Below are 26690 nucleotides of genomic sequence, written 5' to 3'. Positions count from 1 at the left end.
CCGGAGAAAAGTAAATTACTACGTATCTTGTCAACCGACAGATGTAATTTTTGCTATTTCCTACGCTTCATAGATGAACCATCCTACGGAAAAGTTATTTGAAAAAATAACCGGGGACGAGACCTTTATAAATTTTATCAGGACCAATGCTATTGACGGCCTGATATATCCCGGTAATAACCAGTCTGAAATTTACAGGGCAGACCCATGTTTTCAGAATAAACTAGCATCGTTCGGCCTTACTCCTTCCCATATTTTATCTGTTATTTATAAGTCAATCCTGCTAGCGGAAAACGATGCGATTGAGTCTTTGAATAGCCATAAAACTTTTGAGCACCTGTTCCGATTTAACATGGAAATCGGCAAATCATTATCATTTAAAGGAACAGCAATTACAACAGCTGAAGATAAAAGTAGTGAGCTGATATGGGGTATCAGTGAGTTGGTTTATGAGCTACCATCAAACAACGCTGATCAGATTTCAGACAACAATTGCCCGGACCCTGTTCTCACTCATGAGGAACTGTTATCCGTGGTGAGCAATGCAAGGGATGTTCTTTTTATCATCAATAACGATGGGATTTTTTCCTACATAACACCCAACTGGACAGAATTTTACGGCCACAATATAAAAGATAGTATTGGCAAGTCCTTCATTGAATACATCCATCCTGATGATCTTGATCTCTGCTTGCAAACCCTTCAGTATGTAGTCCAAACTGGCGAAACCCTTCCCGGAGTAGAGCATAGGATTCTTCATAGCGATGGAGGATGGTCGTGGAGCATCACCACGGCCAAAATTGATACCAATACTAATAATATTATCCTCACCAGCCACGACATTACCCAACTGAAAAAGTCGCGCGAACAAATGCATGAGTTGGCTTTGGTAGCTTCCAGCACAAGAGATCTGATCGTAATCGCTGACGAAACAGGGCGCATTACCTGGATAAATGAAGCTTTCAAAAAACGAACCAGAAAAAGCGACACAGATATTCACGGAAAAAACCTGATGATCCTGTTTGACAATTCTCATAATAAGCAAGAAGTGTTAATCCGGCTTCATTCCATTTTTGAGAAGGAAGAGATTTTAACAGATGAAATCATTCTTTTAACTCAGGATGGAGACAAATTTTGGGCAGATTTAACGCTCACTCCCGTATTTAATAATAAAGGAGAGCGTACCAACCTGATTGCCGTATGCCGGGATATTTCGGTGAGAAAGCGGTCAGAATATGAGTTACAAAGAACAAGGGAAATACTGGAACAGACCAATCGTGTGGCTAAAATAGGCGGCTGGCGATACGATTTGGAAAGTCAGGAAGTGTTTTGGACACCTGCCCTAAAACAACTGCATGAGGTAGAACAGGATTATATTCCAACGCTTGAATCTGCGATGTCTTTTTACAGACCAGGAGAGCAGACCGCGCGCTTGAAAGCAGCCTTGGCTGCATGCATTGAGCATGGAACCAGTTATGATCTGGAACTGGAAATCATAACAAAAAATAATAATGTCATCTGGATGCGCACGATCGGTGCTGCGGTCTTTGTAAACGGAAAGTGTGTGAGAGTATATGGAAGCTCACAGGATATTACCGAACATAAAATTTTTGAACTACAATTAAGCCATGCGCGTAAAAACGCAGAGGCTGCAAGTAAATCAAAATCTGAATTTTTGGCCAACATGAGCCACGAGATTCGAACTCCGCTGAACGGGATTATCGGTTTTACGGATTTATTAATTAAAACACAACTTGACGCTCCGCAGCAACAGTACATTTCAATGGTGCAACAGTCTGCAACTGCCCTGCTCGACATTATCAATGACATTCTCGATTTTTCCAAAATTGAGGCCGGTAAGCTGGAACTGCTCCATGAAAAGACCGACCTTCTGGATCTTTGCGGACAGGTTACCGACCTGATTACATTTCAGGCACACCAGAAGAATTTGGAAATCCTGCTGGACATCTCAGCAGATGTCCCCCATTTTGTTTATACCGACAAGATACGCCTCAAACAGATATTACTCAATTTGATGAGCAATGCCGTCAAATTTACCATCAACGGGGAGATTGAACTGAAGGTGGTAGTGCTGGCTTCTGACAATCCGAAACAATGGAACTTTCGTTTTTCAGTAAGGGATACTGGTATCGGTATAGAGGTTCATAACCAAAAGCGGATTTTCGAAGCGTTTGCACAAGAGGATTCTTCAACAACCAAGCGATTTGGGGGAACGGGACTTGGTATCAGTATTTCCAACAATTTGCTCGGTTTGATGAACAGTTCGCTACAGCTTCAAAGTGTACCGGGCATAGGAAGCGAATTTTTCTTTGATGTAATTCTGGAACCATCCAACTCCTGTTCCCGTCTCAAATGGGCGCATCAGGATAAAATAAACCGTGTAATGATTATTGATAAGAATCAACGCAACGGTCAGATTATATCTGATATGTTAAGGCATAAAGAAATAGCATCAGATTATTTTACGGATTTCAATGAGGCATTGGCGAAAGTAAATAGTGGTATGCATTATGATGCCATTCTGCTTGATTTCTCTCATGACGGTACAGGCAAAAACAAGGAAGAAAATTTTGAATCAATTGTCCAGCGCTGCCAGAATATAGCACCGGTTATTCTGTTAAATCGCCCTTCTGAGGTTAACCTGCAAATGCCTGCAAACGAATTGACGACACCGACGAGCAGATTATTAAAGCCTGTTAAAATTCAACAACTTTTTGCTATCCTGGGTGAAATTGCGGAAGCAAAGAACGATACCTTGATTAAAAACCGTTCATTTACCGAACACACCACGTCTTCCTCCCACCAGCCAGAGAAAAAAGCCATGACGATATTGATTGCCGAGGATCATATGATTAACATGTTACTGATTAAAACGATGTTGACCAAGATCAATCCTGATTATAGAATTATCGAAGCAAAAAATGGGCTAGAAGCCGTTGCCGCATTTGAAAAGAATAAACCTGACCTGATTTTGATGGATATTCAGATGCCTGATATGAACGGCTACGAGGCAAGTGCGGCAATTAGAAAAATGAAAAACGGTACACATGTACCCATTATTGCGGTGACAGCGGGAACAGTGAAAGGTGAGCGTGAACGGTGTATAGATTCCGGCATGAACGACTATTTGTCCAAACCAGTATTAAAGGAAATTTTAGAAGAGTGTATTAAAACCTGGCTGCATTAATATGCGCTTTTATGCTAATGGCTCAATAAAGAAAGCAGATCATTCCTTGTCAGATTTTTTAAGATCGAAGTATCTGTCTTGATAAGATCATCCGCAAGGTCCTTCTTAGTTTCTTGTAAAGTAAGTATTTTGTCTTCAATGGTATCCGGACATATGAGTCTTACGGCGATCACATTCTTAGTCTGGCCAATCCTGTAACTTCTGTCAATAGCCTGATTTTCAACAGCCGGATTCCACCACGGATCTACCAGATAAACATAGTCGGCCTCAGTCAGATTCAACCCTGTCCCTCCTGCCTTCAGGCTGATCAGAAACACCCTTATGTTGTCATCAGACTGAAACCGCTCCACATGTTCCTGTCTGTCTGTTGTCTGCCCTGTCAGGTATTCGTAGTGAATATTGCTGGTATCAAGCTGATTTTTAATCAGATCCAGCATCGTTACAAATTGTGAGAACACCAGTATTTTATGATACGGCGCTTTCAGCTGAATCTGTTCCAGCAGCACTTCAATTTTTGCGGACGCGTTTCCATAGTAAAGGTCGTCGTTCAGCAATGCAGGCGAATCACAGATCTGACGTAATTTGGTAAGTCCCTGCAGCACATGCAGACTTTCTCTGGGAATATCAATTTCCTGATTGGTGTTCAGGTAGGTATAAAACTCTCTTTCGTAAGCGTTGTATAACTTGCGTTGCTCCTCTCCCATTTCACAATACAGAATCATCTCCGTTTTCTCAGGAAGCTCCCGTGCAACCTGTTTCTTTGTCCTGCGTAGGATAAACGGATTCACACGCTTATGTAATTCACGCGCCTTTTCAACGTCCTGGAATCTGTCAATCGGTACGGAAAAATAATTTCTGAACTGATTGACTGTGCCCAGCAAACCGGGACATGCAAAGGAAAGCTGTCCATATAGATCAAAGGTATTGTTTTCAACAGGCGTTCCCGTTAGCACAATCCGGTTTCTGGCTTGCAAAAGAAGTGTTGCCTTATACCTCTGGGAATCAGGATTTTTTATAGACTGAGACTCATCCAGAAATACATAATTGAAGCGATATTTTTTGAGATAATTAATATCCATCAACATGGTTCCATAGGACGTAAGGACAACTTCATAATGATCAAAATCTTCGCTTTCCTGAACCCGTTCCGCCCCGTAGACAGTTAGTACACGAATAGAAGGAGCAAACTTTGCAATCTCCGCCTGCCAGTTAAAAATCAATGAAGTGGGTACAACAATCAGATTCGTATTATGTGCCTGCTTCTTCCTTTGAGTCAATATAAAGGCAATGATCTGAACCGTTTTACCCAATCCCATGTCGTCGGCCAGGCAGCCCCCGAAACCAAACTCATCCAGAAAGTTAAGCCAGTTAAGTCCTTCCTGCTGATAATGTCGTAAAGAAGCATTCAGCTCTTCAGGAACTTCAACTGATTCTATCTTACTGAAATCATTAAATTTTTCGTGAAAGAATTCAATCTGCGCTTTTACTTCTCCACTTAATGCTTCAGCTTCGTACATTTCCGTAATCGAGGCGAAATTGATTTTTTCAGTTCTGATGATCTCTCCGGAAACCTGACCTGCTTCGAAATAAGATGTAAACCGCTCCAGCCACAACTGTGGTAAAATACCAGTTGTGCCATCGTTCAGCGCCACGTAACGTGTTCGGTTCTTTACTGCTTTGTGAAGATGTTTGAGTGAAACCTTTTGTTTTCCGAACCGAACGTCGGCTGTTGTATCAAACCAGTTGATTCCACTGTTCACATGCACGCTCACTTTCGCCTTGTTCACATTCAGACGTTTCTTCGTAAGTTTTTCAAAACCCAGGATTTCAATCCCCTGATTACTCCATTCCTCAAATGCATCCAGAAACCAGCTTTCATCGAGCAGGTCTGTTTTATGTAACCAGAAGAACTCTTTCCCTAGTTGTCCTTCAAAATCCTTGTGCTGTTGTAACAATGCAGATATAAAGCGTAACTCCTCATCTTCATCTCTTCTAACTGTGAACGGATTTCCGTGTGTATCTACAGAGTATACCTGACTTTTTGAAAACACGGATACTTCCACCTGCCCATACTTCATCACGGGTGTAATCATGACATTATCTCCGAAATCTTCCAGATACAGTAAGCGTTTGGGCTGGGTATTGAAACCGTTTTCCTCCCGCTGAGCAGCCGTTGCGGGTTTGAGAAAGGAGTAGCTCAGCTTAATCTTATTTTCAAGTTTGGACAGAATTTGTAACCTGAATTCTTCGAATTTGGACTGATGTATAACAATTTTCTGATGATACTGTTTAAAAAAAGCTATCACTTTTAGCGCATCGGCATTCTCTATTAAATGAAGTTGATTCTCAAAAAAGAGAAAATAATCATATCTCAATATAACCTTTTCCAGATCCAGCGCTTTGTCATTCAAAATTAGCTTACCTGAGATTTCATAGAAAACACCATTCTGATCAACATGAATATGTAAATCCATGAGCGATCTTACCATTTTCACCGTGGCTACAGATGTTGCACTTATATTCTCAGACAGCGAAATGTTATGGATGTAGCAAGCAATATGATCCGGATTATCAACAAGCGCTCGCAGAGATTCTATATCGGTCTGTTGCATGGCCTCGCGGTGGGCATTTTGAAAACGCGCCACCGCAGACAGGTATTTCAGCTGCTCGGTAGTCTTCGCCTGCCATAGTACATCCAAAGGATTAACCGAAATTAACGGATTCTTTATTCTTCCGTCTTTGGTGAGCTGTGCATCAAACAGTGATAATTGAAAATGACTGTAATATTTATGCTGCCCGATTACCAGTATTCTGTTGAGTTCAGATTGGGTTTCAATTTCCTTCACAGGGCTGATCAACTGGCTAGTGAGCTGATTGAGTGAAACAGGGTTGATTGCAATTAATTCTTTTTCCTTCGACCTGATTTCCAGTTTGCGGTTGTCATACTGCAGTTCAAAGTACTGATCCATATCTTCAGCATCTCCCAGTCCATAGTCCTTTGCCACTTCAGTGATCCTGTCTTTCCTGCCTGCTTTATCAAAAAATACTCTCAGATCCCTTCTTTCGATCAAATTATAAAGGATGCGCGACTGATACTTACAAAGCTTCTTCCCTGCTTCACCACACGAACAACTGATATGGATAGCACCATTCTGCTGTATTACTCTCACCTGAACTACATCAGAATATCCGCTGGTGATCAAAAAAATAGCATCATCTATTCTGATCATGTCAGGTTGTAAATCAAGGAAACCTCTCTGATCTGTTTCTGGCAAATGAGCACTGTTATTCAGAATATCTGAGATCGACAGTGTGGCAATAGAACGTCCCTCCCAAACAAACATATTGGGCTCATCTGATGTGTCCGAATCGGTAATCTGAGATTGCATGAAATACGGTTAATAGCTTTTTAGCAGACTTCTGATCACAGAGTCCTTCTGGGCCTTTTTCAGATCATACTTGAATTGATAAAGTGTATTTTCCCAATCTCCGTAAACCGGATTTGGCAAAACAATGAATTTTTTACCAAAGTCGCCGGCCACACCTGCTACATTGCTGTTGCGTTCCCCTTCAGGTTTTTTATCAAATAGTTGACTAAAATCACCCAGGTTATCACCGATAAGGAGAGCTATCTCATACCTCTCCGCGATTGACTGACGACGTAGTTCTTTCGAGGAAACATCTGACTTTAAAATCAATTGCTCTGATGTAGCATCAGGAAAACCTTTGATTTTTAAATTTTCAAGTGTTCCTTTCCGTTCACTTTCCGCGCGATTGGTGAGATAAAAAATACGAACTCCTTTGGATGCTGCATATTTGAAAAAGGAAAGTGCTCCCGGAATCGTATCCGCTTTTGCCAGAGACGTCCATTCTTCCCACGACTTTTGCTCGTAATCCTTTCCGGCAAGCGATTGTTTTACGTCGTAAGGGCTATTGTCCAGCACAGTTTCATCAATATCAGTTACAATGGCAAGTGGCTTGGTATGCGTACCTGACAGTGTCTGGTCCAATCTCAGTTGTGCCAGATTATATGCCTGAAAACAAAGTGCACGATATTCACCCGACCTTTGTTGAAATAGTGACGCAAACAACTTTCCGTGTGTTGTGATATTATGATTTACAGTGTCATGCCCCGACTGTCTGGCGCTTGAACAACCCATTACAAGGGTTATGAGAAGAATATAACCTTTTTTCATGTGGCAAAGTAAAAGATAAAAACTTAATTTAATCAACGAAATTGCGGACTATAACGGGTCGGACTTTGAATAACCTTAAAACTTAGAGATATATGAAAATAGGAATAGCAGCCGACCACGGCGGATACGATTTGAAAGTGGCCATACGGGACTTTCTTGTATCGAAAGGCTACAGCATCCACGACTTCGGAGCTTATGAACACAATAATGCAGACGACTATCCGGATTTTGTAATTCCTCTGGCCAAAGCAATTGCGGAGGGCGATGTTGATCGTGGAATTGCAGTATGCGGCAGCGGCGTTGGCGCATCGGTAGCAGCTAATAAAGTGCATGGTGTACGTGCCGCATTGATCAATGATCATTTTTCAGCACACCAGGGTGTGGAAGATGACGACCTTAATATGCTTTGTCTTGGGGGACGCGTTACGGGCGTCATGGCTGCTCAGGAATTGGTATCTGCATTTTTAACCGCTCAATTTACTCACGAGGAACGCCACCTGAGAAGGCTGGGTAAAGTGGCACAGGCAGAAAATCTCTATAACAAATGACATTGGTGAACCTACTGGCATCATTATTGAAGCTTCCTGAAAGAAACAGATGACCATGAAAAAGCTCACCAAAATACTTTTTATAACAGCGGTAGCAGCCTTGCCGTTGATGTCGTTTGCTCAGGTGCAGGATACAGTATATTACAAGAAGAAGGTAAAACGAACCACGACTGGCACAAACGTGCAGGATGTGATCAAAGATACCATCAATAAAGAAACTGGCCCTATTCTGAATGACAATGGAACAATAAGCACCACGGGAACGATCGACGGTCGTAGCAGCACCGGGCGAGAACCCGACAAGCAGAACGAAACGAAGGTGCGCAAGAAGAAGAAAATTACCCGTACAGGTGACCCCATCAGTTCGGATACGACAAGAAGAAGAAAAAACAGACCATGAAAAAAAACCTGTGAGCTTTCGTTTCTCACAGGTTTTTTGCAATCAGGCGCGATCCCAGAATGCCGGAGGCTCATGCCCAAGTGCCCGCATATACACATACGCCTGTGCGCGGTGATGTATTTCGTTATCAATAAGGTAAAAAATCGTATTGACAACCGTATTTTCATACATGCCAAAAGCGGCTTCTACTTCGCTGGTTCTTTCTACCGTCATATTTTGCCATGTTTCATTCATTTGGTCTGTTACCCTATCCCACAGCGCTAATATCCCTAGTTTCGTCTCAGGGGCGGGTGTACTGTAATCCAGACCTGCATTCAGAGGTGAAGTATACACTCCGGTTACAACGCCATTTATCCCCGGCGAGGCAAGACCAATCAATTCCATTATCAGGTCTGCGGAGGTACGCATCCCACCGATAGAGAAAGTATACAAATGCTCTTCCGGAAAGCTCTCAATCAATTTTCTTGTGAGGCGGCGGTGTCCTTGCCAATGCTCCAGCAAATTTTCCAGATTCATCACTTCTAAAGAACTAACTACTTCTCTGTCAGACAAAATTCGATTTTCCATATAGACTTTATTTTGGTGGTTTAAAATTTTAACTTCACAAATTAGAGTCTGGCGTGTGACAACAGTGTGTCAGCAGTAGTCTAAGAAGAATAAAATATTTATTGCAAGCTTCATCAACCACAGAAATAGTTCTAAAAATGCCAAAGAAACTCGTCAAATCGAATTACATAGAAAATAATTATAAAAATTTTACGTACGAATTTGTGAATTACGGTAGAATGTTTGCTACATTCGTACCCGACGATGTTCTAGCGAACTAAACAGTACTTGATTTTTATGTAACCAGTTACATAAAATCGCTGCTATAATGTTCGGGTTCACGTCTGTCAGTTAACACTGAATCTCCTCCCAGCTATCGTTCCAGCTTTAATGATCTCACGACGATGCGTGCATCGTTCCAGGATAGTTACGTTTCAGCAAATTATTTCTAGTCATTAATTACAGATTTATTAACAAATTTTCTACTATTTATGAAATTTCTACAAAAGCTAGCCTTCACCGGGGGGATGATCGGATGTATGGCTATGTCGTCTTTAAATGCGAGCGGAGAAAACGCTAACGTATACGAAGGCATGGCGGAAAATGGCATTGAAGGACCTCTGAGTCCGTTAAGCCAGCCACTGACTATCGCAAATCCTTATTCTGCTAATGATAAGCCCTTCACCATTTCAGAGACGTCATATGACAATGCAGAGGCATTGGCTACCCGCGTTTACTGTGGTGGGCGTTACTTCGAGGACAACCAATACATTGGTACTCAAAATGGCCAGGAAATGCGTTTCGGTATTGTAGAGGGCAGAATTTATGTTAAGAGAGGTGGTACTGTTCTTAATCCGTGGTTCATACTTCAGGCAGACGGGAATCCGTTTCCCGATACTCAGGCCAACAAAGATATTATAGATAGATGCTTTAACGATGTAGATCCCAGTACTGCAGAACAGCGGTTTCTGGGAGCAGTTACCAGTGAGGGGATATACTGCGACAACAAACTTATCACAGATAAAATGCCGCTAGGTGTGTACATTGGTGGCGATCAGGTCAGAACACATCTGTTTGCGCATGTTAATAAGCAATTGGGAATCCTCCGCATTACGGCCTGGAGACAGGAACGTGATAATCCAAACAATTATGACGGTTTTAATGGTAGCTTGATGGGTGATATAATCAAAGGCGATAATGGCAGCTATGTATATGATAATCCAGGTTTTAGGGATATGAAATACATCAAGGGCTGCTTCTATGGTGATCTTCCTAAATACCCGGACGCTGATCCTACCCCAGCCTGTTCTACTACGCCAACAATTAATGATATTCAGTCTGTATCACAAACAGGTCTTACCTTCACTTTTGGTGGTAACGGAGTGAGCTCTGTAAAATGGAGATTGAAACGTGCATCTGATGACGCTGAGCTTGCATCCGGAGTTGCCAACTCCACTACTTCAAGTATTTCATTTAACACTCAGCCTTATGGAAACTACAGACTGGAGATAGAAGGAAACAACTGTACGTCAAATCGTGTTACACGTGACTTCTCTATACAGCAGCCTCAAATGCAACCATGTGCGGCCGGAACCAGAATTGCAAGTATTACGAACGTCACTTCTACCAATGCCATAATTAACTTTGAAGGCTCAAACCTGAACCAGTTCTCATGGAGAGTGCTTAATGCAACCAATCAGGAATTTGAAAAAGGAGAAACAGGACAGCTATCATCGAAATCCACCAATGTCGCTTTCGCTCTTCCTTCGGGAAATTACAAATTTGAACTTACTGCTAAAAGTTGCGTGGCGTCTTCACCGGTTACGGCTAACTTCACTGTTAACGGAACAGATAACCGTGAAACATGTGACAGAGGTCCTGTCTTGGAAACTATAGTAAACTACGATCGCACTAATCTTGCGTTTAGGTTTGATGGGAACAATGTATATGCGATTGACTGGAAACTGAAACATGGAGCTGAGACGTTAGCCGAAAGCCGTGTACGCCCCGCTAGCAACACCCCAACAGTTAACTATAGCACTTTGCCAGATGGCCAGTACACGCTGGAAATATCAGGAGGATCTTGCAAGTCAACCGTTACGCGATCAAACTTCACCCTTGGCGCACTACCTATTTACACAGCTAACTTCAAAGGAAAAGCTGTTGAGCAGGGTGTTGAACTATCGTGGGAAGTAGTGAGTGAAAAAAATGGTGAAGGCTTTGAGGTACTTCGTTTTGACAATAAAGCGCAAATGTCTCAGGTAATTGGCAAAGTTGCATTGACTGATAAAAAGATTGGGGTGTATACTTTCGTAGACAAAACCCCATCTTTGGGAACCAACTACTATCAGCTGAAACAAATAGATCTGGATGGCACATTTACAAGAAGTAACATTATTGCAGTAACACCATCGGCTATCACTGGAACAGTTGTTGCTCCTAACCCAGCCAAAGACTACGTAGATGTTCAGTTCTCATCCCGCACCTCGGGTAATGCAGACCTTGAAATCTATAATATCTCTGGTGTAAAACTTCAGGCTTCAAAAATTCAAATCACTGAAGGAAAAAATACACATCGCATAGGCGTTAGCAGATTACACGAAGGAAACTACTTCATCAAAGTTTCTCACAATGGTGAAACTTCCAGATTACGTTTCGTAAAAGTGAATTAATCGTATTAGCCATAAGCCAGCGGCCGCCCCTGTTTATTCAGGAAGCGGCCGCTTTTGCGTTTAGAGACCTTAGTTTTCTCTTTTGTATTTAGTTGAAGTTGTATCCGTTCCCTCTGAGGTCCCCATTTTTTTATTCTTCTTCATCTTGCCCTTCTTATTTCTCCGATCGTCCTGCAAGGTGTCTGCACCTCTCATCTTTTGTTGTCCTCTAATGAGCGTATCTTCACTGGGGTTACCTGTAGGTGGCATTGCAGGCGAGTTAGTTAATTCACTTGGTCTGTAGACCGGTTCCTGCTGCGGCGATACGGGTGTCGTTGTGGGCGATGTAGGAGTTGGCTGCGTTGCTGGAACAGGCTGAGTTGTCGGTTGCTGCGTTGTTGGAGTTGTCGTCTGCGCCTGCACGGCAGTACAAATACAAGCCGCTGCAATGATGGATGCTATTGTTTTCATGGTTTCAGATTTTAGTTGTTGTCCGTTTTTTCGACAACCCTGTAAAAATTCATTCCACCGAAATGGCTTTGTTGGTGCTGATCAGCCAAAGTCGCCATTTAGAAGCATCAGGTCCTGTTTAATCAAATGTATCAGTAATAGCCTGCCCGATCAACTGCATTGATTATCAAAAACTTGGGGATAATAATTCGCCGTATACTGAGAAGAGAAACCCATTTTCTATCACTGGTTGCTGTGTCATAGGTCGATATGGCACTATTTTTTAGGCTGACGAGCGACGCCAATACAAAATATATGAAACACGGTTCATTTCACTATCTGTACGTTCTGGTATTTATTACTCTTGTAACAGGATATACAGCTTCTTTGCCCGATGCAATTGCATCTCCTCAGCAAGACACCACTCAAAATGTAAAAGGCAAAGTAATTCCTGATACCCTCCTTTTCAGGATAGAAAAGGTTCAGGCTGAAATCACGGAAATTAATGCTGCTAACAGACGTGGCTATGGAACGGACAAGGCAAGACAGGAGCTTCAAAAAATCAGAGCCAGCCTTACTGAAGTGGAAACAGCGCTGCAGGTAAAGAACCCACTGCCTGCAGCGAAAGATCTGGTAAACTTCCGCATCATGCTCACTGACATTCAAAAAAGCAGTGGGCAAATTCGGAATACACTTACAAAGTATAATTCTGAATTACAGAAGCGATCCGATAACATTATCGCTTTCTCAGGCGACTCTCTGCTTAAATCGGAAGCAAACGATACAACACAGAGGCAACTGTATGCGACTCAAATCAGGGAGTTGAGACAAAGACTTCAGCAAACAGGCGAAGTTACGGTAGCCCATCTGGATTCGGTCAGCCGGTTACTCGCAGATGTGTCAGCTGTATACTTTTCTGCTACAGACCTTCAGTCAACCATTGATGACTATATCAAAGATCAGGATAGAAATGTACTGGATCAGGAAGCCAGCTACTTATGGAAAGCTCCTGTCGTTGATAAATCTCAAACCATGGCTAAAATGGTACGGTCTTCCTATGCCGGGCAAAACCGTATCCTGCGCTATTTTTTTAATTCCACCTGGGACAATCGGGTAATATTACTCCTGCTCGTTGCCGGCTTTTTTGCATGGGTATTCGTTAATTTCCGCTTATTAAAAAAGCCAAAGCTCAGGGAAGTGTCGACGGAATTCGAACCTCAGTTTATCAGACCCTTTCCAGTATTAGCAACGTTAGTAGTGCTTTTCAACCTTACTCCCTTATTCGAACCGGATTCGCCTTCTATATACATTGAGTTGAACCAGTTTTTACTTCTGGTGACGTTATCGGTTCTTTTCAACTCCTCGCTGGACAAATCAAAAATAAAGTGGTGGTACGTTCTTCTTTTTCTGTACGTTGGGATTGTAGTACTAAATATGATTGTAAATGAGAGCTTCTTCCTACGTACCGCCCTCATACTTCTCAACGCATTTTCTATTTATACGGCAGCCAGGTTTTACCGAAGAAGTGAGATTACGGGAGTGAAATCCAACTTTATCAAACCGGCCATCATTACCCATATTGCAGTGGCGGCGTTATCCATTTTACTGAATGTATTTGGAAGGCTCAGTCTGGCGAAAGCTTTTGGGATAACAGGAATAAGCAGCGTCATTCAATTACTGAGTCTGGCGGCATTCATTCAGGTACTAAGTGAAGCGATGGAGCTGCATATGAAAGTAAGTGCATGCTCCGGAGGTCTGTTTGCAAGGGTAAATATCAACAAAAGCAGACATACTTTTAAGCAGGGTCTTACCTTTCTGGCTATATGGGTTTGGGTTGTCGTATTTTTGATTAATCTGAACCTGCTCGGGCCGGTCGGTCGCTTTCTTGGAAGTATATTGGAAAAGGAAAGGGCACTTGGCAATTTGAAATTTTCGCTGGAGAACATTCTTTTCTTTTCCGTCATTATCTGGCTGGCCAATCTTTTACAGAAAAACGTGGGTTTGTTTTTCGGAGAAGAAGATGCAGACTTTTCAGGTGACAGAATTCAGAAAAGCACAAAACTTTCACTACTACGGCTTATTATTTTCGTGCTCGGTTTCCTCTTCGCGATTACAGTATCAGGCGTACCTTTGAACAAAGTGACCGTATTGTTAGGTGCTCTCGGTGTTGGTATCGGATTAGGTTTGCAGAATATCATTAACAACTTCGTCTCCGGCATAATTCTGATATTTGAAAAGCCGTTTGGCATAGGGGATTTTATCGAACTGGCAGATAAAAAGGGAAAGGTTCTCGAAATTGGTATACGATCAAGTAAAATGCTTACTCAACAAGGATCGAGAGTAATTATTCCTAACGGGGATTTGCTTTCAGGACGATTGGTCAATTATTCCACGCACAATGCACGCCTTAAAATAGAGCTGACGCTAAAAGTACATGCAGACAGTGATATGGAGACAGTGAAGCGACTTATCAACGAAATTGTGGGAAAAGGCGAGGGGATTGTAAAAAAGGCGCCGAAACAAATCCTCTTCAATGCGCTGGGAGCCGATAACATTGAAATCAAAACCCTGGTATGGGTCAGCGATGTGTACGCAGAAGCTGGTTTCCGAAGCTACTTTCTGGAAAATGTATTGCAAAAATTTAGAGAAAAAGGAATTAAGCTGATGTAACCGCTAATCCAACGCTGTCGGGAATCTTACTGGAAAATGGCATGGAGATGTAGAAACAGGTCCCATTTCCCTGAATACTCTCAAACCAGATACTTCCGTTTTGAGCGGTGACGTATTCGTGACACAGTAAAAGTCCTAAACCGACCCCCTTTTCGCCGCCAGTCCCAAAGGTCGACTTGGCATTTAAAGAAAACAGTTCGTCTTGTCTCTGCGGTGATATCCCGATACCTGTATCCTGAATTGTGATGATGCAGTCGTCGCCTCGACGGACGGAGGAAACCATTACCTTACCATCAGCCGGAGTGAATTTGATAGCGTTGCCTACGAAATTTCTCACTACCAGCTGCATCATTTCCCGATCCGCATATATGGCGTGATCGGAAGGAAAATGATATTCCAATTTAATGCCTTTTTGCGCGGCAGCCGCCCTTTCCAATAACAAAGTACCTTCCAGAAGTTCTCCCAGTTGCATGTTTTCACTGCTTACAACAAGTCCATGCGCCTGAGACTTAGACCATGCGAGCAGCTTGGTAAGCATAGACAGGGTTTCCTTCGTTGAACTTAGCAGATCTTTTTTGATTTCCACTCGTTGCGATTCGTCCAGATCAAACCCTGACAACAACTCCAGGTAATTCTGGATATTGGCCAATGGCGATCTTAAGTCATGCGCCACGATAGACATTAACTTGTTTTTTTGCGCGTTGAGTCTTTCCAGCTCCTTGTTCTGCATGATGATCTGCAGATTCTTGTCTTCAATTGATCTTGATTTGTCAATGGTTAGTTGTTTCTCATTTTCATATGCTCTGCGAATGTAATCAGCGCAGAAAAACGCCAGAATAGCAATGACTACATAGGCTGAGATTTCATCAACAAACTTCGTCAACCGGTCGTTATAGGTGTCGGGGATGTATTCGGGATAGAAATATTCAAAAGTGTATAATCCTATGACAACTATTACATTGATTGGAATCCAAACCCTGTTCTGCTCCACAGGATTGATGGCAATAGTAATGAGCAGAAACAAAAGAAAGAATAGTGCCGTAGGGCCGTTGATCCCGGAATTAAGGAAGTAATTAATGGTAAAAAGACCTATACCAACAAAATTCACTAAAAAAATACTGTTTTTAGTGTTTCCACGGAAACGCGACTGGTAATACAGAGTGGCGGTCAGCCCAAGAACTATAGCGCTGGCAACTGCTACTGCACCCAGTCCTACCATATAATTAAACGGAACATTGTAGGCCAGCCCCAGTATTGAGATCAGGCATACTGAATGAAATATCCGCGCATGAAGCGGAAACTGCTCAGAGCTGCCAGACAGCTTTATCCAATATTTATAGAGTTGGGTCTTTACTGACAAAACAAGTCGTATTTATTAAGACGCAAATATAATCTGCACAATAATTTAATTTACAAACTATGTAAAAATATATACGGTTTGAATAGAAAAAATATTACAAATCCTACCCAAACCTTAATAAAACAGGGATCAGCACACTCACCTGACTGTCAAAGCATTAACAACTCTGTCTCATCAACTCTCCAAAAGAGGAAAATATCGCTCTTTTATCACATTCATGTGGTGAACTGGATGCCCCAGAATAACAAAGCCCAATGCAAGCGCCGATATATCGCTTTTGAAGGCAACACCTGACCTGAGCAACATGGAATCGCTCATACCCTTAAACAAAGCGATCGTAGATGCTCTGACCAGATTAAACTCTTCTAAAAGTTGTTGTACCGTCAGATTATCCGCATTCGTATTAGCAGCCAGTATCTCCTCATCATATCCTGGCAAAAGCGTTTTATCGTTACGTGAAAACCGCAATGCCCTGTAAGCCATGATACGCTCGTTATCAATAACATGCTGCAAAATATCTTTGACAGTCCACTTACCGGGCTGATAAACATTCGTTCCCAACTCAATAAGCTTTTCGACCTCGCTATAAATCTTACCGGGTGTGAAGCTATCGAAACCATCAAACAGATCAACATCATCGTCGATCAGATTGATATATCTGTCAAAAAAAGCCGGCATTGGATTTATTTCTGATTTTTTCATGCTTCAGAGGTATAATTCAAAGTTTAATCGGTAAAAAAGTCGTTCTGCTAAAATATAAAATCGTTACCGAATCAGTTGTATCGGGAATCTTTTAAAACAATAATATGTCCTAAAAAGGAAGATAGTATCCCAATAGTCCTTATTAAACAAGTAATTTTCATATGAGCAATTCCATAATCATAGTTGGCGCAGGACCTGGGTTCAGTACAGGCGTGGCAGAAAAATTTGCACGTGAAGGATTTAGTATAGGTCTGATAAGCCGTAATGAACAAAAATTAAAAGCATTGAGTGAGGAACTTACCTCCAAGGGTTTCCCAAGCATCTATTCGGTTGCCGATGCCGGAAGCCAAAGTGAACTTGAACACGCCCTTTCCGATCTCAAAACGCGTCTGGGTGGAGTTTCTGTTTTACTATACAATGCCGCGGCATTAAAAAACAAAGATATATGGACTGAAACACCGGACAGCCTGCTTGAAGATTTCAGACTAAATGTGGCTCACGCCTTATTCTGTGCTCAGGTGCTATACGATGACTTGAAAGAAAATAAGGGTGCAGTTTTGCTTACAGGAGGTGGTCTGTCGAAAAACCCTAACCCTCAGTATGGCTCTCTGGCTCTTGGGAAGGCAGGCACTCTCAATCTCGCCATTCAATTGAACAAACGCCTGAAAGAGGATGGTATTTTTGTAGGAACAATTACAATCAATGGGTTTATAAGACCTTACAGTCCTACGCACTCTCCGGAAATATTGGCCGATAAATTATGGAGGTTGTTCAGGAACCGTACAGATATTGAAGTTCAGCATTAGCATTCTTCTAGGGACTCACCAACGGATACAAAGGTCTTCCAAACCATTTGTATCCGTTTTTTATTGTCTATATTGCCTAAAAACTGAAATATTACTCCGTGTCGCGGACAATTACTCCCAGATTCTACCTATACAAATGATCAGCAATGACGCAAGCGTCCTTGGATTACTTTTAGTAATCCTGGCGGTTATTTTCTACACCGCTTCTTTGCCTGCCAAAGGTTGGCAAAGGTTCTATAGCATCATCCCTCCCCTTTTACTTTGCTACTTTATCCCAGGTCTGCTCAATTCGTTTGGTGTTATTAATGGAAAGACATCCGAGCTATATCCCGTAGTATCCAGATACTTACTACCGGCCTGCCTTGTACTTTTTACAATCGGTATGGACTGGAAATCTTTGATTAACCTGGGACCTCAGGCATTGATAGCCATGTTGGCGGGAACAGCAGGTATTATGATCGGCGGACCGCTTGCATTATGGATCGTTGGTACCATTCATCCTCAGACGGTAGCCGGTGAGGGTAGCGAGGCAGTATGGCGTGGGCTGGCTACTATTGCAGGCAGCTGGATTGGAGGTGGTGCCAACCAGACGGCCCTGAAGGAAGTTTTCAATCCAAGCGATCGCCTTTTTTCTCAAATGGTAGCAGTAGATGTACTGATAGCTGAGTTATGGATGGCTTTTCTGATATATGGCGCCGGAATATCGGCAAAGGTTGACTCCTGGCTTCATGCAAGCAGTGCACAACTCGATCAGGTAAAACACAACATCGAGCTGGAGCAAAAGGGAAAAATGAGAATTCCGACAATGCCGGATTATATCTATCTGGCCGCTGTGGGACTGGGTGCAACCGGCCTGGCACACTGGCTGGCTGAACGCATCACACCTTACTTATCTGCCAACTATCCCTCTTTGGAAAAATATAGTCTCACGTCCAACTTTTTCTGGGTGATCGGAATTGTCACATTTATTGGAATAGCACTATCAGCAACGCCTTTGAGAAAATTGGAATACGCAGGCGCATCCCGGCTCGGTTCAGTTTTTCTATATATTCTGATAGCTACCATTGGAATGCAAATGGACCTGGGTGCCGTTGCCGACAACCCGGGTCTGTTTGCGATTGGTATACTATGGATCTTAATTCATGCAATAATTTTGGTCGCAGTTTGCAGATACCTGAAGATACCATTCTTTTTCCTTGCCGTCGGCAGTCAGGCCAATGTGGGTGGTTCGGCATCGGCATCCGTAGTTGCGGCAGCATTTCACCCTTCACTGGCAACCGTAGGTGTGCTACTGGCAATCCTCGGTTATGCTATCGGTACCTACGGAGGTTATCTGACTGCCCTGATGATGCAATGGGTAAGCGGGCATTAATGCACTGAAGATGTATCCACTTTACCGGAACCGCTTCTTGTCCACAAAACGAAAGGCACACAAATGAGAAACAACACACCAAGGTAAAGGAATACGTCCATGTAAGACATCACCAGCGCTTGTTTGCTTACGGTGTAATCCAGTATTTTATATCCGCTTTTCAGTGCTATATCGGGACTCATTCCTTTTGCGAGAAAACCATTTTTCAAGCCTTCAACACGTTGCTGAACGATGGGGTTATTTACATCCAGTTTGCTGACCAGATCATTACGGTGCAACATATTCTGCCGGGCAATAAAAGTTGTGATTACGGCTACACCGAAAGATCCACCCAACTGCCTCATCATACCGGTAAATGCAGCTCCTTCGCCAATCTCGCGTCCTTTCAAGGTTGACAAAGCCAGCGTTGTAATAGGTACAAACAAAAGGCCCAAACCAATCCCTCTTACAATCAGCATGTTGAAAAATGCATCTTTACCTGTATCCGGTGTAAGAATCAAATAACCCCAATAACTATATATAAAGAAAAAAACCATCCCTATCGCCACAAGATATTGCTGTTTCACCCCACGCTGGAGCAGTTGTCCCACAACAGGCATCATCATAGCCGTTACAATTGCTGCTGGCACCATCAGCATTCCGGATTGTGTTGCTGTCCAGCCTAAGGTTGCCTGAGTATATAACGGTATAATAAAGGTTGATCCGTATAAACCGAATCCGAGTATAAAAGAGAGCACAGTACCAACACGAAGGTTTCCGTTTTTCAATACCCTCAGATTGACAATAGGATTCTTATATGTCAGCTCACGCCAGATGAAGAAAAATAATCCCAAAACAGTGGTTACAGATAAGATGGTGATGATTTCGTCATTGAACCAATCTTCCTCCTGTCCTTTTTCAAGTACGTACTGTAACGAGCCTACAGTGATGGCCAACAATATAATTCCCAGATAATCGATCTCGCTTGCTGATTGTTTTTGAGAAAACCTTGGACTCCGTACAAACTGCATCGTCAAAAGTGCAGCGATAACGCCAAGAGGTATGTTGATATAAAAGATATATGGCCAGCTATAATTGTCGACGATGTAACCGCCAAGTGGTGGCCCTAATGTGGGACCAACAATGACGCCTAAACCATAGATCGCTTGTGCAATTCCGCGCTTTTCAGGTGGATAACTTTCTGTAATCAGCGTCTGAGCTGTTACAAGTAAAGCGCCTCCGCCAAAGCCCTGTATCAATCTAAAGAAGACCAATTCCCAGATATTATCAGCCTGTCCGCACAGAAACGAAGCAATGGTAAATATTACAATGGAAGCCGCAAAGTAATTGCGCCGACCGAATTGTTGAGACAACCAGCTGGTCATCGGCACAACAATTACGTTCCCGATCGCATAGGCCGTGATAACCCAGCTCACCTCAGACAGCGTTCCACCGAGGTTTCCGCGCATGTCGTTCAATGCAACGTTCACAATAGTCGTATCTACGATTTCCAGCAGGGCACACAACACGGCTGTGATTGTGATAATAACCCTCCGAAATCCATATTCTACGAGTGATTCCTGTATTTCCATATCAAAATTTATTTACAGATAACTCTTCCCGGATTCCCGGAAATTTTATGTTCAGCTATCGGTTTTAATCCAGCTCCACATCTACAAATACATTCATCCCTGGACGCAGCTCTCCAATCGGATTTTTATTCGTCTCGTCAAATTCTATACGCACCGGAAGACGTTGTACCACTTTCACAAAGTTTCCACTCGCGTTGTCAGGAGGTAGCAGAGCAAAACGAGCTCCTGTAGCAGGTGAAAATGACGCAACCGTTGCTGTAAACTCCTGATCGGGATAAGCATCCACATGTAATTTCACCTTTTGCCCCAGTTTCATTCTGGTGAGTTGCGTTTCCTTGAAGTTGGCAACTACCCATGGTTTGTGTGTTGAAATAATACTGAACAGCGACTGACCTGCCTGTAAAAACTGCCCCACTTGTGCATTCACTTTTGACACACGTCCATCGGTAGGGGCTGTGATCACTGTGTAAGACAAGTTCAGTTCAGCACTGGCAATTTCTGCCTGACGTACTTTGATAGTGGCATTTGCTATGTTTGTTTGGCGTGAAGTGGCCTGTGTCTGAGAACTTGCGGCACGTGCCTGGCGCTCAGCTGCAGATTTCTGCGCTTCAAGAACCGCAAGCTGGCGTTCAGCTTTCTGCTTTGTAGCCTGTGCCTGTTCAAATTCCTGCTGAGTGATTGACCGATCTTTGATCAGATTTTCGTAACGGGCAAAGTCCTGATTCGCTCTCCATACATTCACCTTGGCCTCTTCAATCTGAGCAGCCACAACCGAAACATTTGCCTGATAGGTAATGCCTGTAGCCGCGGAAGCTGTTGTAGTAGCATTGGCAGCTGTCAGACTTCCTTCTGAACCTGCCAATCCTGCACGTGCCTGTTCCAGTTTGATAATCTGATCGCGGTTATCGAGTACTAGCAGCGTATCTCCTTTCTTCACCGATTGATTATCTTTCACCCTGATCTCGCTTACGTAACCCGATATACGTGGGATCACAGGACTTATATCTGCATCGATCTGCGCATCGTCTGTTTCTTCATGGTGCTGCCCGTGATTGTATTTAATAAATCCCCATGTTCCTCCACCGATTATGAGTGCAGCAAGTATGATCACGAAGGTATAATTCTTCTTTTGAGGTTCGTTAGCCATTTTTTGATCCGTTTCCATCTTGTTTCAATGTGTATTTTTAAGTGTTCAGCTTTTGCTTATTGAATTAAACCTGCTGTCTGTTCGAGTTTTTTATATGCAACTACGGCATCCGCCTTGGCAGCTTCCAGATTGATTTTAGATTGCAGCTGTGCCACATCCGCGTCTAACAGTTCTGTCGTAGTTACAAGACTGTTATCAAATTTATTTTTAGTGATTCTGTAATTTTCATCCGCTTGTTCAATTGCTCTGCCGTAGACTTCAATCTTCTTTTTAGCCAAAACATAATTGTAATAGGCAGTACTCACTTCCAGATGAATACGGTCAGCAAGTATTCCTTCGGAAGTTTTCAATTGTTCCACCCGTGTTTTAGCCTGAGCGATTTTAGCCCCTGATTTCCAAAAAGATGCTATGTCATAACGAACACCAAGCCCGGCATTCATCGCATTTGGTATGGTTGCCACACCCGGAATACTCAAAGCCACATAACCCGCAGTTAATGCCACACTTGGATAGAGGTCTGCTTTTGCCACTTTAATATCCACATTCGCTGACTTCTGACGAATTGCATTTGCCGCGAAATCCTTACGATTCTCCATAGCGTTTTGTTCCCACGTAACAGCGGAGCCTTCATCCTGTAATGAATTAAAAATGCTCGAATCAGCTTCCAACACCGTATTTTCCGATAACCCAAGCAATAGGTTCATGTGAATGATGGTAAGCTTATGATCGTTTTCTGCATTCAGCAGAGCAAGCTGTACATTCGACTCCTGTAATTGTGCTTTCATCAGATCATTTCTGGCAAGCAATCCATTTTTTTCACGGTTTTTAAATTCCGTCACGCGTTCCTGCTCCCGACGTAGATTTTCAGAAACCAAAGCAACAGCTCTTTGTGATTTATATAAATTACTGTAAGCTGCAACCGTGTTCTCAATAACCGAAGTACGTTCAAACTCCACATCCAAACGTACTGCCTGTTCCAGATACTTCGCCGATTCAATACCATATTTGAATCTGAATCCGGAAAATAAAGGCATTGATGCACTTAACATTCCGTACATAGCCTGATGTACATTCAGAGACGATCCACTTCCGCCGGTACTATCCGCTCCTCTGTTGATTTTAAGATCGATGTTCGGCGTATTCAGCCTCAGATACGAAGCCGATAAGCCAAGTGAAGGAAGTTGATTTTCTTTAATTTGCCTGATATTCAGTAGCGCCAGGTCTATATTTTTCTGGCTAAGCTGAAGCTGTTTGCTATTTTGTACACTGAGTGTGACGGCGTCACCCAGCGTGAGTGTTCGTGTTGTTTGTGCAAACGAACCACTAGACAATAACATGAGTACGATACCAACCGGTATAGACAGCATGTCTCTTTTCCTAAGTGTGATTTTCATTGAATACTGCTGATTTAAATAAACTCTTAAGGTGTCGTTTTAACCTCATTTTTAAAAAACTGCGAAATTCCTCTCCGCTTAAATGTTCTATGTTATTGAGTGTTTTGTAGTAATCCTGCGTGGCAATTGCATGGTGAATGGTACCGTAGAGTGTTATCGACAAAAGACTCATATCAATGTTTTTCCGGAAGTATCCTGCCTCCTGCCCTTCCGTTATCAACCTCTTCATCAATTCACTATTTCTGATTTTCATGTCTCTGATGTATTTTGAAACAATTGTGGTACGCTCCGACGACAACTGCTCCCGCATCATGATTTTCTGGAACTGCTCGTTGTCTATGAGTCTGTCTACTGTGCTGTCAATCATGATATTGACTTTTTGAAGCGGAGTCAGATCTTCAAGTAGTAAAATGTGTTCAATCCTAAGGCGCGACTCGGTTATTCGTAGCTCAAACAACGCCTCTATCAACTTGTCTTTTGAACCGAAATAGTAGGAAATCATTGACACATTCACCTCTGCCACTTCAGCTATATCTCTAACCGACGTTCCCTCAAAACCTTTCTTCGAAAACAGTTTTTCCGCCACTGCGATAATCTGTAACTGCTTGGCACTGTACTCCATAGTATCTCCTTTTCTCTAAAGTTGACCTGATGTTTTGTTTCATTGTTCAAACGTACAGCATAAAAAAATGAAAATCAAACGAATGTTTGATTTAGGTAAACAAACGTTTGATTTGGTCAACGTTTTATTGTTTTTATACCATTAAAAATTTTTAATCTAAAAAAGAAGGTCGCGGGAGTACCTCACGACCTTAAAACATAGCGCGTCTAAAAGTATTATTTAATTCGACCCGGGTTCTCTGTTACAAACGCACCCCAGCCTCCTTTTTTAGATTTTTTAGTTGATGTCTCAGAAGCTGACGCTGCCGGGGAATTAGCATGGTAATGATGGCATATCGCTATCGCTATTCCATCTGTGGCATCAAAGAATTCCTTACTCAACTCCATCTTAAGAATTTTTTCGAGCATGTACGCGACCTGTTCTTTAGAAGCATTACCGCTTCCTGTTACCGACTGCTTTACTTTTTTGGGCGAATACTCTACGATAGGAATATCTCTCGCTAATGCCGCTGCCATTGCTACCCCCTGGGCTCGCCCCAATTTCAACATAGACTGCGGATTTTTTCCATAAAACGGATCTTCAATTGCCATTTCATCGGGTAAATAGTCGGTAATCAACTGGGATATCCGCTCAAAGATTTTCTTCAACTTCAGTTCATGAGTCGTATATTTGCTCAAATGAATTACACCGTATTGCACCAGCGTGATTTGCTGGCCTTTAACCGAAATAACTCCATAGCCCATAATTTGTGTACCTGGATCCACACCAATAATCACCTTTTCCGGCAATTCGGCTTGCTGCTTTTTAATCATGGTGCAAGATAAGCAAGTCTACAATCCAAAAGAAAAAAGTAAATGGCGGAAGCTACTCTGGCTGGGAAAGCTGCTGGTTACAATTCTTATTATTTCCTACATCTACAGGACATTCAAAAATGAACAGAAAGGTATTCAGGATATTGGTTTGGTATTCAGTAAAATTCTGAATTCAGGCAATGCTCATGTCATTTTACTTATGTTGCTACTTGTCCCGGTCAACTGGGCCCTGGAAAGTCTTAAATGGCAACGACTGGCAAGACGTGTAGTTGATCTCAGTTTTTGGGATGCTTTCAGAGGAACCTTGTCAGGGCTCGCTATCGGTGTGGCTGCGCCGGCTCAGCTTGGTGATACCATCGGGCGACTTGCCGCTTTGAAAACAGATAACAAACTTCATGCAATAGGCGCAGCCCTCATTTCGAACGGAATCCAGTTTTATGTATCCGTCGTGGCAGGTTCAATAGGATGGTTATTAGTAAGCAACCGGCTTGACCTGTCTCCTGCTGCTACCTTCTGGCTCAACACGTTACTGGCATTTATCATTGTATCCGTATGGGGCATTATGCTTTTCAGAAAAAAACTGAATGACTGGAAACCTGAGAAAGCGTATTTAAAAAAAATACAATTGTATCTGCGCGTGGTTGGCGAATACAGCGTCGCTGATTTACTTTCTGCCACCTGTTTCGGAGCGCTCAGATACGTAGTCTTCATGGGACAGTTTCTTCTTGCGCTGTCATTGTTCGAATTCCCGGTAAGCTTTTTGCAACTTACAGCATGCGTGACGCTTATCTTTCTTGCGAAGACACTTATTCCCGCTATTAATGTGCTTGGAGATTTGGGTTTGAGAGAGTTCACCGCACTCTTTGTTTTTCAACAATATAATCTACTGCCGGAAGAAATTATAACAGCTACCTTTCTGGTTTGGATCATCAATGTTTTAGGACCGATACTCATAGGAGTTTATCTGATATGGAGATCGAAATGGAAGAATCTTATACCTTAAAATGCCATCCAATATGCCGTATGCCATTAGCCTACTCACCATTGTTCTATGGCTACTTTTAGCCAGTTACTGTTTGTTTACATTTATATTAAAATACTTCTGGGATAAATTACCTACCTATCCCAACGCAGACAACTACACGGATTTCATTTCCGTGATCATACCTGTACGTAACGAGGAGGCAAATATTGAGAATCTGCTCAATGACATCAGTGCCCAGAACTTTCCGGTACGTCAATTTGAAGTGTTGGTTGTTGATGATAGTTCTACTGACAAAACTGCTGAAATTATAAGACATTGTGCGCTCACGCTGCCTGTTTCAATACAACTTATACAATTATCAGACGAGAGAACGGCCTCCCCAAAGAAGCGCGCTATAGAGACCGCCATTCCATTGTCAATGGGAAATTTGATCGTTACTACAGATGGCGACTGTCGTGTAGGAACTGGCTGGCTGGCTGGTCTGGCGTCCTGTCATCAGGCGACTGGTGCCAAACTAATGAGTGGACCGGTTACTTTCACAACATCCGAATCAATAACCGATCAGCTGCAGATTGTAGAATTTTCAAGTTTGATAGGCAGTGGAGCCAGTTCCATTGCTTCAGGTAATCCATCGATGTGTAACGGGGCAAATCTGTGTTACGAAAAGGATGTCTTTAATCAGGTAAATGGTTACGAGGGAGTCAGGCATATCGCATCGGGGGACGACGAATTTCTCATGCACAAAGTTGCGCAACACTATCCCGGCGGAGTTCATTTTGTTAAAAATCCGGAAGCGACTGTGCAAACGCAAGCTCATCAGAACTGGACACTCTTTTTCAGGCAGAGAAAACGCTGGGCCAGTAAATGGAAACATTATCAAAGTAAAACACCACTCTTGCTTGCATTGTACGTATTCTCCTGCAATGCTGCCCTACTCATCAGTATGGCAATGTTGCTCTGTTCCCAACTATCTTTAAGCTCATTTGTAGTACTTGCCGCATTGAAACTGGTACCTGAGTGGATATTTCTGGGAAGCGTACTTACTTTTCTAAAGAAGAAAAATGCCATTCCTTTCATTCCTCTAACACAACTCTTTTACCCGTTTTACGTGTGCTTTTTCGGACTTGTAGCGCAGAGCAGGCAGTATGAATGGAAAGGCCGGAAGTTGGTATAATCGAGTAGGAGGAAAATGAAAGTTTTCCTCCTTTCATTTTCCGTCCTCTCACACCACCGTGCGTACGGGCCTCGTA

At 42.7% G+C, this 26690-nt stretch carries 20 protein-coding genes; 9 read left to right on the top strand and 11 right to left on the bottom strand.

The annotated features are described in order from the left end of the window. Positions 1-73: 73 nt before the first annotated feature. Positions 74-3208, top strand: coding sequence for a PAS domain-containing hybrid sensor histidine kinase/response regulator (locus DSL64_RS27640; RefSeq protein WP_115834206.1), 3135 nt, complete (start codon positions 74-76; stop codon positions 3206-3208). Between the two features lie 14 nt (positions 3209-3222). Here the strand turns inward: DSL64_RS27640 and DSL64_RS27635 are convergent, their stop codons facing one another. Both DSL64_RS27635 and DSL64_RS27630 read right to left on the bottom strand, forming a co-directional pair. After that, positions 3223-6597, bottom strand: a complete 3375-nt coding sequence (locus DSL64_RS27635; RefSeq protein WP_115834205.1) for a DEAD/DEAH box helicase — start codon at positions 6595-6597, stop codon at positions 3223-3225. Between the two features lie 9 nt (positions 6598-6606). Then, entirely contained in the window at positions 6607-7404 is a 798-nt protein-coding gene (locus DSL64_RS27630) for a 5'-nucleotidase, lipoprotein e(P4) family (RefSeq protein ID WP_115834204.1), read from the bottom strand. A gap of 92 nt (positions 7405-7496) precedes the next feature. Here DSL64_RS27630 and DSL64_RS27625 point away from each other — a divergent pair, with 92 nt between their 5' ends. Next, the gene (locus DSL64_RS27625; protein WP_115834203.1) at positions 7497-7952 is read left to right on the top strand and encodes an RpiB/LacA/LacB family sugar-phosphate isomerase; all 456 of its coding nucleotides are present in this window, start codon (positions 7497-7499) and stop codon (positions 7950-7952) included. Positions 7953-8007: 55 nt separating this feature from the next. Further along, the gene (locus tag DSL64_RS27620; RefSeq protein WP_115834213.1) at positions 8008-8352 is read left to right on the top strand and encodes a hypothetical protein; all 345 of its coding nucleotides are present in this window, start codon (positions 8008-8010) and stop codon (positions 8350-8352) included. A 42-nt stretch (positions 8353-8394) separates the two neighbouring features. Here the strand turns inward: DSL64_RS27620 and DSL64_RS27615 are convergent, their stop codons facing one another. Then, entirely contained in the window at positions 8395-8919 is a 525-nt protein-coding gene (locus tag DSL64_RS27615; RefSeq protein ID WP_115834202.1) for a DinB family protein, read from the bottom strand. 470 nt (positions 8920-9389) lie between these two features. On the opposite strand from DSL64_RS27615, the gene DSL64_RS27610 reads away from it, so the two are divergent. Beyond that, entirely contained in the window at positions 9390-11570 is a 2181-nt protein-coding gene (locus tag DSL64_RS27610; protein WP_115834201.1) for a T9SS type A sorting domain-containing protein, read from the top strand. A gap of 69 nt (positions 11571-11639) precedes the next feature. On the opposite strand, the gene DSL64_RS27605 is transcribed toward DSL64_RS27610, so the two are convergent. Further along, complete coding sequence (locus DSL64_RS27605; RefSeq protein WP_115834200.1) at positions 11640-12020, bottom strand: hypothetical protein; 381 nt, start codon at positions 12018-12020, stop codon at positions 11640-11642. A gap of 294 nt (positions 12021-12314) precedes the next feature. Here DSL64_RS27605 and DSL64_RS27600 point away from each other — a divergent pair, with 294 nt between their 5' ends. Beyond that, positions 12315-14669 carry a mechanosensitive ion channel domain-containing protein gene (locus DSL64_RS27600; protein ID WP_158547990.1) on the top strand — a complete coding sequence of 785 codons (2355 nt, stop codon included), beginning with the start codon at positions 12315-12317 and terminating at the stop codon, positions 14667-14669. On the opposite strand, the gene DSL64_RS27595 is transcribed toward DSL64_RS27600, so the two are convergent. Together DSL64_RS27595 and DSL64_RS27590 are read right to left on the bottom strand one after the other, a co-directional pair. Beyond that, positions 14656-16029, bottom strand: coding sequence for a sensor histidine kinase (locus DSL64_RS27595; protein WP_115834198.1), 1374 nt, complete (start codon positions 16027-16029; stop codon positions 14656-14658). The two genes, DSL64_RS27600 and DSL64_RS27595, sit on opposite strands and share 14 nt — an antisense overlap. 174 nt (positions 16030-16203) lie before the next feature. Next, entirely contained in the window at positions 16204-16731 is a 528-nt protein-coding gene (locus tag DSL64_RS27590; RefSeq protein ID WP_115834197.1) for a DinB family protein, read from the bottom strand. A gap of 161 nt (positions 16732-16892) precedes the next feature. Between DSL64_RS27590 and DSL64_RS27585 the strand changes: the two genes are divergently transcribed. Then, positions 16893-17537, top strand: a complete 645-nt coding sequence (locus DSL64_RS27585) for an SDR family NAD(P)-dependent oxidoreductase (protein WP_115834196.1) — start codon at positions 16893-16895, stop codon at positions 17535-17537. A 136-nt stretch (positions 17538-17673) separates the two neighbouring features. Continuing rightward, positions 17674-18909: a DUF819 family protein gene (locus DSL64_RS27580; RefSeq protein WP_115834195.1), complete on the top strand. Its 1236-nt coding sequence runs from the start codon at positions 17674-17676 to the stop codon at positions 18907-18909. Here DSL64_RS27580 and DSL64_RS27575 read toward each other — a convergent pair. The 5 genes from DSL64_RS27575 to ruvC all read right to left on the bottom strand — a co-directional run bounded on the left by DSL64_RS27575 (position 18906) and on the right by ruvC (position 24455). Beyond that, positions 18906-20480: a DHA2 family efflux MFS transporter permease subunit gene (locus DSL64_RS27575; protein WP_115834194.1), complete on the bottom strand. Its 1575-nt coding sequence runs from the start codon at positions 20478-20480 to the stop codon at positions 18906-18908. The genes DSL64_RS27580 and DSL64_RS27575 overlap by 4 nt on opposite strands. Positions 20481-20544: 64 nt before the next feature. Then, on the bottom strand, positions 20545-21627 hold the full coding sequence (locus DSL64_RS27570) for an HlyD family secretion protein (protein WP_229217254.1): 1083 nt from the start codon (positions 21625-21627) through the stop codon (positions 20545-20547). Positions 21628-21683: 56 nt separating this feature from the next. Beyond that, a complete protein-coding gene (locus tag DSL64_RS27565) occupies positions 21684-23021 on the bottom strand; it encodes a TolC family protein (protein ID WP_229217253.1) in 1338 nt (445 codons plus the stop codon). Next, on the bottom strand, positions 23005-23643 hold the full coding sequence (locus tag DSL64_RS27560; protein WP_115834192.1) for a TetR/AcrR family transcriptional regulator: 639 nt from the start codon (positions 23641-23643) through the stop codon (positions 23005-23007). Before DSL64_RS27560 ends, DSL64_RS27565 begins: the two co-directional genes overlap by 17 nt. Positions 23644-23858: 215 nt before the next feature. After that, complete coding sequence (gene ruvC / locus DSL64_RS27555) at positions 23859-24455, bottom strand: crossover junction endodeoxyribonuclease RuvC (protein WP_115834191.1); 597 nt, start codon at positions 24453-24455, stop codon at positions 23859-23861. Between ruvC and DSL64_RS27550 the strand changes: the two genes are divergently transcribed. Together DSL64_RS27550 and DSL64_RS27545 are read left to right on the top strand one after the other, a co-directional pair. Further along, positions 24454-25458, top strand: a complete 1005-nt coding sequence (locus DSL64_RS27550) for a lysylphosphatidylglycerol synthase domain-containing protein (protein ID WP_115834190.1) — start codon at positions 24454-24456, stop codon at positions 25456-25458. The two genes, ruvC and DSL64_RS27550, sit on opposite strands and share 2 nt — an antisense overlap. A 13-nt stretch (positions 25459-25471) precedes the next feature. Next, positions 25472-26614, top strand: coding sequence for a glycosyltransferase (locus DSL64_RS27545; RefSeq protein WP_115834211.1), 1143 nt, complete (start codon positions 25472-25474; stop codon positions 26612-26614). Positions 26615-26690 lie beyond the last annotated feature (76 nt).

The sequence above is a fragment of the Dyadobacter luteus genome (genome assembly GCF_003383615.1).
GTDB lineage: Bacteria > Bacteroidota > Bacteroidia > Cytophagales > Spirosomataceae > Dyadobacter > Dyadobacter luteus.
Note: the sequence above shows the minus strand (reverse complement) of the source record. Positions and strands in the feature narration are given on the sequence as shown.

Coding starts and splice junctions, on each gene's coding strand:
- DSL64_RS27640 (WP_115834206.1), top strand. CDS start 74: ATGAACCATCCTACGGAAAAGTTATTTGAAAAAATAACCGGGGACGAG.
- DSL64_RS27635 (WP_115834205.1), bottom strand. CDS start 6,597: ATGCAATCTCAGATTACCGATTCGGACACATCAGATGAGCCCAATATG.
- DSL64_RS27630 (WP_115834204.1), bottom strand. CDS start 7,404: ATGAAAAAAGGTTATATTCTTCTCATAACCCTTGTAATGGGTTGTTCA.
- DSL64_RS27625 (WP_115834203.1), top strand. CDS start 7,497: ATGAAAATAGGAATAGCAGCCGACCACGGCGGATACGATTTGAAAGTG.
- DSL64_RS27620 (WP_115834213.1), top strand. CDS start 8,008: ATGAAAAAGCTCACCAAAATACTTTTTATAACAGCGGTAGCAGCCTTG.
- DSL64_RS27615 (WP_115834202.1), bottom strand. CDS start 8,919: ATGGAAAATCGAATTTTGTCTGACAGAGAAGTAGTTAGTTCTTTAGAA.
- DSL64_RS27610 (WP_115834201.1), top strand. CDS start 9,390: ATGAAATTTCTACAAAAGCTAGCCTTCACCGGGGGGATGATCGGATGT.
- DSL64_RS27605 (WP_115834200.1), bottom strand. CDS start 12,020: ATGAAAACAATAGCATCCATCATTGCAGCGGCTTGTATTTGTACTGCC.
- DSL64_RS27600 (WP_158547990.1), top strand. CDS start 12,315: ATGAAACACGGTTCATTTCACTATCTGTACGTTCTGGTATTTATTACT.
- DSL64_RS27590 (WP_115834197.1), bottom strand. CDS start 16,731: ATGAAAAAATCAGAAATAAATCCAATGCCGGCTTTTTTTGACAGATAT.
- DSL64_RS27585 (WP_115834196.1), top strand. CDS start 16,893: ATGAGCAATTCCATAATCATAGTTGGCGCAGGACCTGGGTTCAGTACA.
- DSL64_RS27580 (WP_115834195.1), top strand. CDS start 17,674: ATGATCAGCAATGACGCAAGCGTCCTTGGATTACTTTTAGTAATCCTG.
- DSL64_RS27575 (WP_115834194.1), bottom strand. CDS start 20,480: ATGGAAATACAGGAATCACTCGTAGAATATGGATTTCGGAGGGTTATT.
- DSL64_RS27570 (WP_229217254.1), bottom strand. CDS start 21,627: ATGGCTAACGAACCTCAAAAGAAGAATTATACCTTCGTGATCATACTT.
- DSL64_RS27565 (WP_229217253.1), bottom strand. CDS start 23,021: ATGAAAATCACACTTAGGAAAAGAGACATGCTGTCTATACCGGTTGGT.
- DSL64_RS27560 (WP_115834192.1), bottom strand. CDS start 23,643: ATGGAGTACAGTGCCAAGCAGTTACAGATTATCGCAGTGGCGGAAAAA.
- DSL64_RS27550 (WP_115834190.1), top strand. CDS start 24,454: ATGGTGCAAGATAAGCAAGTCTACAATCCAAAAGAAAAAAGTAAATGG.
- ruvC (WP_115834191.1), bottom strand. CDS start 24,455: ATGATTAAAAAGCAGCAAGCCGAATTGCCGGAAAAGGTGATTATTGGT.
- DSL64_RS27545 (WP_115834211.1), top strand. CDS start 25,472: ATGCCGTATGCCATTAGCCTACTCACCATTGTTCTATGGCTACTTTTA.